Annotated in this window: 15 protein-coding genes; 10 read left to right on the plus strand and 5 right to left on the minus strand. The window is 37.1% G+C overall.

Annotated features, from left to right (window positions below):
• The first annotated feature begins 10 nt into the window (after positions 1–10).
• The 5 genes from ACIQVU_RS14685 (at position 11) to ACIQVU_RS14705 (ending at position 4803) form a co-directional block, all read left to right on the plus strand.
• On the plus strand, positions 11–793 hold the full coding sequence (locus ACIQVU_RS14685; RefSeq protein WP_340808640.1) for an ABC transporter ATP-binding protein: 783 nt from the start codon (positions 11–13) through the stop codon (positions 791–793).
• On the plus strand, positions 790–1560 hold the full coding sequence (locus tag ACIQVU_RS14690) for an alpha/beta hydrolase (RefSeq protein WP_402896139.1): 771 nt from the start codon (positions 790–792) through the stop codon (positions 1558–1560). The genes ACIQVU_RS14685 and ACIQVU_RS14690 overlap by 4 nt, the downstream gene beginning before the upstream one ends.
• A gap of 189 nt (positions 1561–1749) precedes the next feature.
• A complete protein-coding gene (locus ACIQVU_RS14695) occupies positions 1750–3315 on the plus strand; it encodes a BCCT family transporter (RefSeq protein ID WP_340808063.1) in 1566 nt (521 codons plus the stop codon).
• Positions 3316–3432: 117 nt separating this feature from the next.
• A complete protein-coding gene (locus ACIQVU_RS14700) occupies positions 3433–4062 on the plus strand; it encodes a hypothetical protein (RefSeq protein ID WP_340808062.1) in 630 nt (209 codons plus the stop codon).
• A gap of 228 nt (positions 4063–4290) precedes the next feature.
• Complete coding sequence (locus ACIQVU_RS14705) at positions 4291–4803, plus strand: YfiT family bacillithiol transferase (RefSeq protein WP_340808060.1); 513 nt, start codon at positions 4291–4293, stop codon at positions 4801–4803.
• Positions 4804–4862: 59 nt separating this feature from the next.
• Here the strand turns inward: ACIQVU_RS14705 and ACIQVU_RS14710 are convergent, their stop codons facing one another.
• On the minus strand, positions 4863–5483 hold the full coding sequence (locus tag ACIQVU_RS14710) for an exosporium glycoprotein BclB-related protein (protein WP_340808058.1): 621 nt from the start codon (positions 5481–5483) through the stop codon (positions 4863–4865).
• 142 nt (positions 5484–5625) lie between these two features.
• The gene (locus ACIQVU_RS14715) at positions 5626–6615 is read right to left on the minus strand and encodes a hypothetical protein (RefSeq protein WP_402896141.1); all 990 of its coding nucleotides are present in this window, start codon (positions 6613–6615) and stop codon (positions 5626–5628) included.
• A gap of 212 nt (positions 6616–6827) precedes the next feature.
• On the opposite strand from ACIQVU_RS14715, the gene ACIQVU_RS14720 reads away from it, so the two are divergent.
• The 4 genes from ACIQVU_RS14720 to ACIQVU_RS14735 all read left to right on the plus strand — a co-directional run bounded on the left by ACIQVU_RS14720 (position 6828) and on the right by ACIQVU_RS14735 (position 9113).
• Positions 6828–7466, plus strand: a complete 639-nt coding sequence (locus ACIQVU_RS14720; protein ID WP_340808055.1) for a BMQ_0737 family morphogenetic spore coat protein — start codon at positions 6828–6830, stop codon at positions 7464–7466.
• 81 nt (positions 7467–7547) lie between these two features.
• Positions 7548–8120 carry a hypothetical protein gene (locus ACIQVU_RS14725; protein ID WP_340808053.1) on the plus strand — a complete coding sequence of 191 codons (573 nt, stop codon included), beginning with the start codon at positions 7548–7550 and terminating at the stop codon, positions 8118–8120.
• The gene (locus ACIQVU_RS14730) at positions 8113–8370 is read left to right on the plus strand and encodes a hypothetical protein (protein ID WP_340808052.1); all 258 of its coding nucleotides are present in this window, start codon (positions 8113–8115) and stop codon (positions 8368–8370) included. Before ACIQVU_RS14725 ends, ACIQVU_RS14730 begins: the two co-directional genes overlap by 8 nt.
• Before the next feature lie 11 nt (positions 8371–8381).
• Positions 8382–9113, plus strand: coding sequence for a hypothetical protein (locus ACIQVU_RS14735; protein ID WP_340808051.1), 732 nt, complete (start codon positions 8382–8384; stop codon positions 9111–9113).
• A 93-nt stretch (positions 9114–9206) separates the two neighbouring features.
• Here the strand turns inward: ACIQVU_RS14735 and rpmG are convergent, their stop codons facing one another.
• The 3 genes from rpmG to ACIQVU_RS14750 form a co-directional block, all read right to left on the minus strand.
• Positions 9207–9356: a 50S ribosomal protein L33 gene (gene rpmG, locus ACIQVU_RS14740; RefSeq protein WP_053481849.1), complete on the minus strand. Its 150-nt coding sequence runs from the start codon at positions 9354–9356 to the stop codon at positions 9207–9209.
• Between the two features lie 102 nt (positions 9357–9458).
• Positions 9459–10001 (minus strand): isoprenylcysteine carboxyl methyltransferase family protein, encoded by a 543-nt coding sequence (locus tag ACIQVU_RS14745; RefSeq protein ID WP_340808049.1) that lies wholly within the window; start codon positions 9999–10001, stop codon positions 9459–9461.
• Position 10002: 1 nt separating this feature from the next.
• On the minus strand, positions 10003–11085 hold the full coding sequence (locus tag ACIQVU_RS14750; RefSeq protein ID WP_402896144.1) for a type III polyketide synthase: 1083 nt from the start codon (positions 11083–11085) through the stop codon (positions 10003–10005).
• Between the two features lie 178 nt (positions 11086–11263).
• Between ACIQVU_RS14750 and ACIQVU_RS14755 the strand changes: the two genes are divergently transcribed.
• Complete coding sequence (locus tag ACIQVU_RS14755) at positions 11264–11935, plus strand: HAD family hydrolase (RefSeq protein ID WP_340808047.1); 672 nt, start codon at positions 11264–11266, stop codon at positions 11933–11935.
• Positions 11936–11992: the final 57 nt, after the last annotated feature.

The following is an 11992-nucleotide window of genomic DNA, read 5'->3' on the forward strand; positions in this document are numbered from 1 at the left end:
TGCATTTAGAATGGAAAATTTAGCATCAGGCTATGAGCAGGTTCGTGTCTTTGAAGGTTTAAATTTAACAATAGAGGAGGGCAAGGTAACAACAATTATTGGACCAAATGGCTGTGGCAAGTCAACGCTTTTAAAAACAATTGGACGTATTTTAAAGAAGCAGCAGGGAACGGTTTATTTGCAGGAGCAAAATATGCAAAATTTATCAACAAAAGATATTGCTAAAAAGCTAGCAATATTATCCCAAACACCTGTTGCACCGGGTCAATTAAAGGTAGAAGAGCTAATTGCCTATGGTCGGTATCCTCATCGCAATAATGTTAATCGTTTAACAAATAAGGATAAGGAAATGATTGAATGGGCTTTAACTGTGACAAATACAAGAGAATATCGGAACCGTGAGCTAGCACAGCTTTCTGGAGGTCAACGTCAGCGCGTTTGGCTAGCAATGGCTTTAGCACAGGAAACAAATATTTTATTGCTAGACGAGCCGACTACTTATTTAGATATGGCACACCAGCTAGAAGTGTTAGATATTGTAAAAAGTTTGAATGAACAGCATGTTTGTACAATCGTGATGGTTTTACACGATATTAACCATGCTGCGAGATATTCAGATCATCTTATTGCAATGCGTAATGGCGTCGTAATACAAACGGGCACACCGCAGGAAATATTATGTGCAGAGGTAATGCGTCAAGTATTTAGTATTGATGCACGTATTATGGAAGACCCTGTAACAAATACACCTGTCTGTTATAGTTATGATATTTTAAAGGAGGCTAACAAATGAAGGTAGCTGAAATAGATTATATTACAAAGCAAATAACTTCGAAATATACGGATTACACCTATACAATTAATATTTATATACCAAATAATGAAGCACCAGAAGAGGGCTTTCCTATTCTCTATGTATTAGACGGTTCTTCTTATTTTGGGCTTGTGAAGGAAGCTGTGCGCTTACAAAGTGGTAATGCACTAAAAACAAATGTTGCCCCATCAATTGTGGTTGGTATTGGGCATGGTGCAGATATGCGTGAAAGGCGATTTTATGATTTTACAGCACCAGCAGCAACATATATTTATCCTGAACGATTTAAAGGTAAAGGTCATGACAAGCTTGGTGGAGCAGCCAACTTTAGTCGTTTTTTAGAGGAGGAGCTTAAGCCAGCAATGGAAGAGCAGTACCCTATAAATAGAGAGCGACAAGCTTTATTTGGGCATTCACTAGCAGGCTATTTTTCACTATGGCAGTTATTTCATCATCCATCTAGCTTTCACAGTTATTTGGCGATCAGTCCTTCTATCTGGTGGAATGAACATGAATTATTCCAATATGCCTCAAAATGTTTAACAAAGTATGAAAAAATACAGGAAACATTATTTATAAGTGCTGGAGAGCTTGAAAATACAATGGTGGATGATGCACGACAAATGATGCGTATGCTGAGGGATATAATGGATGTTGGCTTTTACAAGGCTTTAGATGAAAACCATGCCTCTGTTGTACCAACTGTTATGAGCAGAGCTATACGTTTTATGCATCAATCAACATAATAAGTAAGGGCTGTCCAAAAAATAGTACATTTTTGGGCAGCCTAGCTTCTAGCAATCATTATTCGCTAAAAACCATTGCTCACAATAAAAGGAGCCGCCTTCTTTTTTATTGTACATATATTACCTCAATACTACACATAATAAAGGAAAATTGGTAATTGTTATGTCTGGAATTAATGGAGGCGCTGTATGCACAATAAACTTTTTAAAAATCCGGTATTTATTATTGCTAGTGGTCTTATTTTACTGTTGGTAGTTATTGGAGCAGTGAAGCCAGAGCAATTTAAGAATGTAGCAAATAGCGTATATCATATGACGACTGACTTTTTTAGCTGGTTTTATTTACTAGCTGTATTTAGTATTGTGATTTTTTTATTTGGTTTAGCTATTAGCAAATACGGTACGATTCGATTAGGGTCGCAGGAAGGTCGTCCTGAATTTAGCTTTCTAACATGGATTTCTATGCTTTTTTCGGCTGGGCTTGGAGTAGGATTAGTCTTTTGGGGTGTAGCTGAGCCAATGAGCCATTATTTTTCACCGCCCTTTAGTACAACAGAATCTTTAACGGCTGATGCTGCAAGGCTTGCAATGGGTTATGCATTCTTTCATTGGGGCATCAGTCAGTGGTCTGTCTATGCCATACTTGGGCTTGTGATGGCGTATGTGCAATTTAATAAGAAGCGGGATCTATTAATTTCTACAGCTATCGAACCAATAGCGGGCACAAATCGAACTGTGAAAGGCGTCGTAGACATTTTAGCTGTCATTGCAACGATTATGGGCGTAGCAACCTCTATAGGTCTTGGTGTTCTGCAAACAAATGGAGGTCTAAATTTTGTTTTCGGTTTACCTAATACATTTCTTATACAAGTAGCGATTATAGGGATTATGTTTATTGGCTATATGTTATCTGCCACTACAGGTCTTCAAAAGGGAATGAAAATCTTAAGCAATGTTAATATGGCTCTAGCGATTATTCTATTACTATTTGTATTTATTGCAGGTCCAACTGTTTTTATACTGGAAACATTTACATTAGCAATAGGAGATTATATTTCAAACTTTATTCAATATAGTCTTCGAATGCAGCCATATGTAGGAGGTACATGGGTTAAGGATTGGACAATCTTTTATTGGGCATGGGCGATTGCTTGGTCACCCTTTGTTGGTTCTTTTATCGCTCGTGTATCGAAGGGTAGGACTATTCGAGAATTTATTGTAGGTGTCTTAATTATCCCGCCTTTAATTGCTTGCTTTTGGATTGCTGTTTTCGGTGGTACAGCGTTGTGGTTGGATTTGCACAAAAATGCTCAAATTGCACAAACAGTTAGTAATGATGTTACAGTTGCCTTATTTCAGATGCTAGAGCATTTGCCACTTTCGACGATTGCATCAGCCCTTGGTATTTTGCTTATTCTTATATTTTTAATTACATCTGCTGATTCAGCAACATTTATTATGGCGAGTATGACAACAAAAGGTTCCTTAAATCCAAGTGTCTTGTCAAAGCTGATTTGGGGTGTATTGATGGCAGCTATTTCAGGTGTGTTGCTGTATACGGGAGGGCTTGAGGCGCTGCAAACAGCATCGTTAATTGCTGCCTTACCATTTACAGTAATTTTACTATTATTAATGGTAGCTTTTATCAAAATGATGAAGAACGAAATTATTCCTGTTAAAAAGAAGGATATTCAGCGTTTGAAAATAGCAAGAAAGCATATTGAAAAGGAAACAAAAGCTAAAAATAAACATTAACCGTATTAACTTTTTATAACTAATACGGTTTTTTTATGTTTTAAGAAGTATTGAAATATCGTGTTTACTAGGGTATGTTGTAACGATATAACTTTAACTATTACAGGGGGCGTTTATTTGAAGAAAAAGCTTGGCTGCTTACATGCACATCATTCTAATATTGCGTATATTGAACAAGGCATAAAGGATATAGAGCTTGTTCATTTTGTTGACCCTGGACTAATCCATCATATATCACAAGGAGAGGATGGATTAGCGCAGAAGTCTAGAAACCAGATTGAATGGATAGCTAGCTGTGGTGTTGATGCTATTTTAATCACATGTACCAATTATATTGCACTGTTAGAGGATAATAATTTCTCAATACCTATTATAAAGATTGATGAGCCATACTTTGAAATAATATGCAGGGAACCAAGACCCCAGGTGCTGCTTTTTACAAATCCTGCAACCGTTGAGGGCACTATGACAAGGCTTGCTCAATATGCTAAATTGCATGGCAAAGCCGTACACGCGCTAGCACATGTTATTGAGCATGCCTTTGAGCTGATTATGAAAGATGATCAGACATCCTATAATCATGCTATTATACAAACTTTGCAGCATTTATCATCTAAGCAAATGCCAATTTCAGTTGCTCAGCTTTCAATGGTAGATGCAGCACAGCAATTTGAAAAATCGTCAATGCTAACTATTCCTCATCCATTACAAGCATTAGCACAGGCTGTTCATAAATCTTTATATTGAAGGCAAAAGCATAGCGATGGATTTAAGTAAATAATACATACATATGGCAACCATGTTGAATATCGTGTTGCCTTTATTGATACAATATAAAGCTTAGACATTTTAGCGATATGCCCATTACATGTTAGCTTTTTGTTGCACCTGCTATTGAGTAGGGAAATAGCTATCAAAATAGTAGCGGGGAAATTCTTAAATTGATACTATAAAAATAAAATGGAGGCGAGTGCTATGATAGATTTACGATATCCAATTGGGCAATTCCAGTTACCAGAAGAGGTAACTTCACAGCAAGTTCAAAAATGGATTGAGGATATCCGGCTTTTACCAAGACAGCTTGCAGAGGCATTAAGCGGAGCAAGTGAGCAGGCGCTAGCAAAATCTTATCGTGAGCATGGCTGGACGGTTACACAGCTTGTCCATCATATTGCTGATAGTCATATGAACAGCTATATCCGTTTTAAACTAGCATTAACAGAGGATGTGCCAACGATTAAGCCGTACAATGAAGCGGAATGGGCACAGTTACCAGATTCCGAAATGGCAGTAGCAACCTCGTTTAAACTAATTGAAAGCTTACATGAACGCTGGGTCTATTTACTAACAAGCTTAACTGAGGAACAACTGCAAAGAGCATTTCAACATCCAGATTCAGGGCTAACAACATTAGAGCATGCGATTGGACTATATGCATGGCATGGTAAACATCATTTAGCACATATTCAAAACGCTTTAGCACGGTAAAATATGAAATAGGCGACTTCTTGAAAAAAGTCGCCTATTTTATTTATTTTTCTAAGGAATTATGCAATTGTAATACCTGCGCTTGCTGTTCCTGTTAATACTTGAGCAACAGCAACACCAGAAGTTGTAATGGAGTAAACCATTAATAAGCGGTCACCTGTTACAACTGGTACTGGTGGTACGTTTGCGGAAGCGAATGCTGTTTGACCTAATGCGATAGCCCCTGTAAAGGATGGAGCAAGGCTTACTGTTGCAGCTGTTGCAGTGAATACAGTGCTACCAGCAGGAGCACGATATACTGTTGCAGTTACTGTTGTTGTACCAAGTAATGCAATAGCAACTGTTGCAGAGAATGATGCAGAAATTGCTGTAATACTACCAGGACGAGGAACAGAGAAAGCTTCTGTTACAACACCTGATAAATCAATTGTATTTCCTAAAACTGTAACACCAGGAACTGCTGTACCAAATCCAATCAGACTAGGTGTATCAATTAAACCAGTTGCTAATGATGCTAAAACAACAGGTGTGATACCAGAAGAGAAAGGAATAATTGAGCCAGTTGCTTGAGGTGGAGTAATACATGCAGCATCAATTGCTACAAATGGTCCCATTGCACTGCATTCACCGTTGCCATGACCATTTCCTGAACAGCCACACATAGAATTATTTAAACACATTGTTACACCCCCTTTCTTCATTATTCTATTCAGATTCGATGAAGGGTTAAGGGCAATTATCTAATATGGTCTTGTCTTCTATATAAAATAAAAAAATCCAATATGCATGTTATACATACTGGACAGTTCTAAATAAGACATATTAGCTCCACTTTTTTAAGAAATGGAGAAATGAATGTTTTTCTTTCTTTGCGTCTTCCTTAATGGGAGCATCTATAGGCTCTGGCTGTTCGTTTATTTCTTGAGGCTGTTCAATAACTTCAGGCTCCTCTATTGTAATAGAAGAAGATTCTATGTGGTTGTCTATCTCTTCAGTATGCTCAAGGTTTACAGATTCAAGAAGGTTTTCTGCTTCCTCTTTAGCCGGTGCTTTATCAATTGAAGTAGGTTTAACAGATGCGGGTATTGCAGTGCTAGGGGGGATAACATCCTGAACGGGAATTTCTTGTGCCTCAGTAGCGTTTCGGAAATGGAATGTAGGTTCTACAGTAGTGTTCCGATAAAGCCCATTATAAATTTGACTCGGATGCGTATTAATGGATTGAAGGTATTGTTGATGAAAATGGCGTTCTTCAGGTCTATGCATAGGTTGCTCATGCTGGTTAGTAGAAGGGTAATTAGTGAAACTTTGGGTATTGATCGCTTTTCCTGCTAAACTTTGTAGCATTTTATAAGAAGGTTGATTGGATTTAGGCTGGGTAGCAGCTTGATTTGTTGTTTGTGTAACCATCGTCTTTCTTGGCAGTAGATTAGGAATTGTAGAGAAAGATTGATTGTTATTCGGTATTTTTTGTGCTTCAGTTGTTTCAGGTGTCAGTAATTTCTTTAGCATTGTTAAGATGTCACGATTCATTTCTTCAATGGTTTGATTTAATGATGTAACTTGTGAGGTAAGTAACTGAATTTGCTCCTCATAGCCCTTAATCTGTGAATTTTGTTTATCATCTATTGTTTCTGTTAAGCTCTCTAAATGTAATATTTGTGCTTTTAGTCCATCGAATTCATCTTTCATATATAAATAATCTTCAATGGAAGTGCCTGCTTTTAGCGAGGTTAATGCTTCCCTATAGGCTTCAATCCGCTGCTTTAAGTCCTCAAGCTCTTGTATGGAGTACAATTTTGAATCTTTCATGGCATGTCACTCCTTTCAGTCCACTATTATCTTATTAAAAATATTGCCTTTCTGTTACAAATATACCTGCCTTTTCACATATTTCAGCGCTTCTTGCTAAAACAAATACGTGTAATAAAAATCAGGTGTAACTATTTATTAGCCCATGCACTTATAGCGAAAAAACATATGCTACAAACGAAAGATAAAAATTTTATGGAGGTGTCAAAAGGATGCAGGAGAATATGCCATCCCAGGCGCAGGAATTAATTTGTATAAATGTTGATAAGGTATATGACTGGATTGTAAAGGAAATGTCATTTGATATTTCGCCAACTGGAGATATTACGTTTCCAGGTGTAGTAGCAGGTACTGATTTAACAGGTGCGGTTGTTACATGTCGAGTGACGCCAGCTGCTACAAATCCAATCGTGATCCTGAATCGTGAGAATCGCCAATTCTCCATTGATGGGTCAACAGTTTGTCTGCAACACTTAAATATTCAAAAGAACTTCATCCTAACGATTATCGTTACTTTACCAAACGGTACCGTTTTCACAAGTGCAGAAATTCCAGTTTCTCGCTGTGAGCAAGTAACATTATGTGCTCCTAAAGGTACAGATGTAGAAATTTTATATACAGATTTAGATTGCTTCGTATGTACAACTGGAACACTTGCAGCTGGAACAGGTACAATTACGTTTTCTGCGTTAACAATCACTGTTGCTGTTTGTCAAAGTATTCAATCTACATTCCCAGTGACTGTAGAATTTTTAGCAACTTTCTGCGAACCACGAGCAGACTTACCATTCTCATGTCCGACTGCGGTTCGTCCGAAGCAATGTTCCGTTATTTTCCCAAATGGCGGTTAATGGTGCTAACATACCAAGGAAAGTCATATGCTGAAGAGAGGGTAATCCTCTCTTTTTTTGATGACAACAAGGGGGTATTCAGTGGAAAATCGTATTGAAGAGAAGATACAAGCTTTAAAAGACCAAACAAACGCCTATCTGCATGAAATGAAGCAACTGGTAGAAGGGCTAAGGATACCAAACAGCGTCAGTCTAATTAGCTATTTTACTTCCTCATTTAATATTTCTTATGATTCAGAGCAAGAGAGTTTATGTTTAGGTTCCTATCATATTCGTAATATCGGTAGTGAACCCGTTACAAACCCATATGTATGTATTCAACTGCCGAAGGATTCACCATTTTATTTTTCAGGGCGATATGTACATGAAAATTTTACTCCGAATTTAAAAACACAGGGGCAATACCAGTGGGAGCGCTTCAATGATAAATCAAGCACAGAGGAGTATTGGCTAAGACCAGTAGGAAAAACAATTATTGAGCAAAATGAAACTATTTCATTTACCAATTTCCAAATTAAATGGTCCCATAATTTATCCTATTCGGGCACTATTATGGGCTTTACATATTGCGATCAGTTAACAGATGGTGCAGCTGTTTTAAATCCTATTAATCTCAATGGAATTAGTCAAATACAGGAGGGTGACAATGAGTGATGTCCAAAAGCATGCCATTCAGCAATTGATAACGGAGCAGTTAAATCGCCGCAATGGGCAAGATAATAGCTTTGCATTTCTTGAAAAAAATACATTAAATCTATTAATTGCCTATTTGCTTTCAGGAGAAAATAATAGCAGTGAGCCTATAGAAGAGGCAAAGCTAATACAGCAGCTTGATGAACTAATAGAGGATAGTAAAGCACAGTTTGAAGAAGTGATTCATTTATTGAAAAGCTATTCAGGCTAGGAGGTGCAAGGGTGGATAGTGAAGTTGTTAAAAACAATGATCCTATACAGCTCCAACAAATGATTATTTTTTTAAGAGCCGAATTAGCCAAATATAAAAATGAGGTGAAGCGGCTTAGAGATAGTGATTATTATGAATTGATACTACGACTTGAGCGAGAAAATGTATATTTAACAAAAAGCAAAAAAGACCTGTCTATGGAGCTATTAAAATTAAAAAGAAACTATGAAAAAGAATTACAGCTATACAATGAAGAAATGGAAAGACGAGAATTGCAGCGAAAAAAACAAATTGCATCAATAGAGTCACTCTTAAAGGAATTAACGGAATTGAGGGCGGAAAATAAAGTTTTAAAAGAAAATATAAAAGAGGCGAATGCAAAGCTATTAACACTAAAGCAAGCAGCTAGCTATAAGGTCGTAATGGAGGGGCTAGATAAAAAAATAAGCGATTTTACAATAGCAACAGGCAGGCAAATAGAGGGCATTATGCAGGCAATTGAAAAGTCCTATATGGAACAAGCTCATTCGGATAGCCTCTATCAGCATTTAATAGAAGAATTAGCGCTGAAAAACGAAGAAATCGAACGCTTATCCAATAAAGTGGCTGATGGTCAACAGCCAGCTACTGGTGTACAAATTATAAGTTTTGATCAGCAAATCGATCAGCGATTACGGATGCTTGATGAACTAGATCATAAGTTGAACGAGTTAGCTTTAGAAATTAATAGAGAGCAGCTATAGTGGAATGAAAATAAACTGTTTCAAAGGCTTGTTAGAAGGCTTTGAAACAGTTATTTTTTCACGCCAAAAGGAATAAACGAATTCTTGCTTAAGCTATTTTGTTTCTCGATGTAGTGTTACTCGCTTTAAACGAGGGGAATATTTTTTTAACTCTAACCTTTCTGGATTTGTACGTTTATTTTTTGTTGTTATATAGTTTTTATCACCTGTTTCAGTGCAGGCTAACGTTACTTGTACACGCATCATAAAACCTCCTGTTTTAAATAGTAATTATTACGATTTAAAATATATATTTTTCTTGCTAAATTGTCAAGCTTATTCTTCTGGATACTAAAAAGATTTCGGTTAGGATTCCGAAATCTTCTTTTGAAATACATGATTATAATTTGTTGCATCTCGCAATGCCTGTTCCTCGATAGGTATGCGCACAGACAGCATTGTAATATTTAAGAGTGTAAAGCAAAATGCTGTAAAATAAGCCTGAAACATAAGAGGCAACAGCAGGATTTCTAAGCAAACAACAGCATAATTTGGATGGCGCATATAGGCATAGGGCCCTTTACGCACAACTTGTGTATCAGGTAATATAAGGATCTTTGTATTCCAAAAAGAACCTAATGAACGTATACACCAAACTCGTAATGCTTGCACAGCTAAAAATAAAATAAAAAATAATGGAAATAAGGGCGATATACCATTATTATTCGTCATCACTTCAACCATTAAAAATAAGAAAAAGCTAATATGCATTGTCACCATATAAGGATAATGGGAGGCTCCTACTTCGTAGGCTCCCTGTGACAGCATCCACCTTTCATTACGTTTGGCAATGACAATCTCTGTCAATCTTTGTAGAATAACAAATATTAAAATCAAATAGAATACCATGCTACTCCCTCCATTTTAGTAATACAGCTTCTGCACAAAAACCAGGGCCAAGAGCAACAAGTAAGCCTGTATCATCCACTTTTCCTTCATGTAACATAAATTGCTCTAATACATACAACACTGTTGGGGATGACATATTCCCATGATGACGTAATATTTCCCGAGAAATGTCGGTTTTTTGGGAAGAAAGATAAAGCGTGTCTTCATAGGCTTTTAACACCTTCTTTCCACCAGGGTGTGCGATAAAATGGGTAAGTTGCTCGCTATAAAGCTCCTGCTCCAATAAAAATTGCTCAACAAATGGCCCAAGCCAATTCGTAATAATAGTAGGAATACTTTTCTGAAAGATAACATGTAGCCCGCTATTTTTAATATGCCAGCCCATCACATTTTCCGAATCTGGCATCCATTTAGAGCCTGTAGCAAGAATAGCTGGTGTTGGCTTTATCGTATTGATAGTTGCATTATCTCCACAAACAAGTATACAGGCAGCACCATCTGCAAAAAGTGAAGCACCAATCAAATTGCTTTTTGAAATATCATTTGGCTGAAAAGTGAGGCTACATAACTCGACACAAACAACAAGAACCTTTGCAGTAGGATGTGCCTGACAAAAATCATAGGCTCTACTTACACCGGCTGCGCCTCCAGCACACCCAAGACCCCATAGTGGGATGCGTTTAAGCCGATCAGAAAAGGCGAGTTTGTTCATAATACGTGCATCAATGCTAGGTGTGGCAATTCCTGTACTACTAACAAAAATAATGGCATCAATATCTTGAGGCGAAATTGATGAAGCTAAAAAAGCTTTATTTTGTAAACAAGCTTGAATAACATTCACACTATACTGTGTAGCGAGTTCAATATATAGATTATTACGTTCTTCAAAGGAGTGATTTGTACGATGCCATTCTGGTGGAACACAAAAATGGCGTGTTTCAATACCACCATTTTCAAAAACCTTTAAATAGCGCTCTAATTTAGGCATTTTTGCATAAAAAAGCTCCTTTGTTAATTCCTCTGCATTTGCTTGTTGTAATGTGTAAGGTGGCTGATATGTACTGATAGAAGTAATTTTCGGCACTTCAACATCTCCTCGCAATTAATGGTCTTGCTTATTCTATGCGCTAAGGAAGGAGATACATGCTTATTGTGATTGACAAATTTTGAAAATTTAGCTATAAACATAAATAGAAGTAGAAAGGGAAATTACATAGCCTATTTGAAGGTCAATAGACTGTGGGTCATTAAGGAGTGAATCGATGAAGAAAGCTTTTATCTTTGATATGGATGGCACGTTATTTCAAACAAATCTTATTTTAGAGCCAGCCCTTGCTGCTACATTCGATGTATTACGTGCGAAAGGTTTATGGCAGGGAGCTACACCAATTGAACAATATCGAGAAATTATGGGTGTTCCATTGCCAGTTGTTTGGGAAACATTATGTCCGATGCATTCATTAGACATACGTGAGAAAAGCAACGGGTTATTTCATACAAAGTTGATTGAGCAAATCCGTAATCATAATGGTGCATTGTATCCATGCGCTGAGCAAACTCTTGCAGCATTGGCACAAGACTATCCTTTATACATAGCGAGCAATGGACAGGTTGAATATTTACAAGCTATTGTGGAAACCTATGAGCTAGAGCGTTTTATTAAGGGAGTATATAGTATTCAATCTATTGCGAGCGGCCATAAATCAGACTTGGTTAAACGAGTGATTGAAGAAAATGACATACAGTATGGGGCAGTAGTAGGGGATCGTGCCTCAGATATTCAAGCCGCACGCGACAATCAATTCCTTTCTATAGGCGTTCGCTTTGACTTTGCACAAGATAAAGAGCTGGAAAAGGCCGATATTGTAATCGGTGATTTAACAGAATTATTAAAGATACAGCTAGATGAAAAGGTCTATCGCCCAAAAATTTAGATTTATCGCCCAATTTTTCAGCTTTATTGACAAAATAAATAAACTTAATGTCCAATA

The sequence above is a fragment of the Lysinibacillus sp. NPDC098008 genome, assembly GCF_044760715.1.
GTDB lineage: Bacteria > Bacillota > Bacilli > Bacillales_A > Planococcaceae > Lysinibacillus.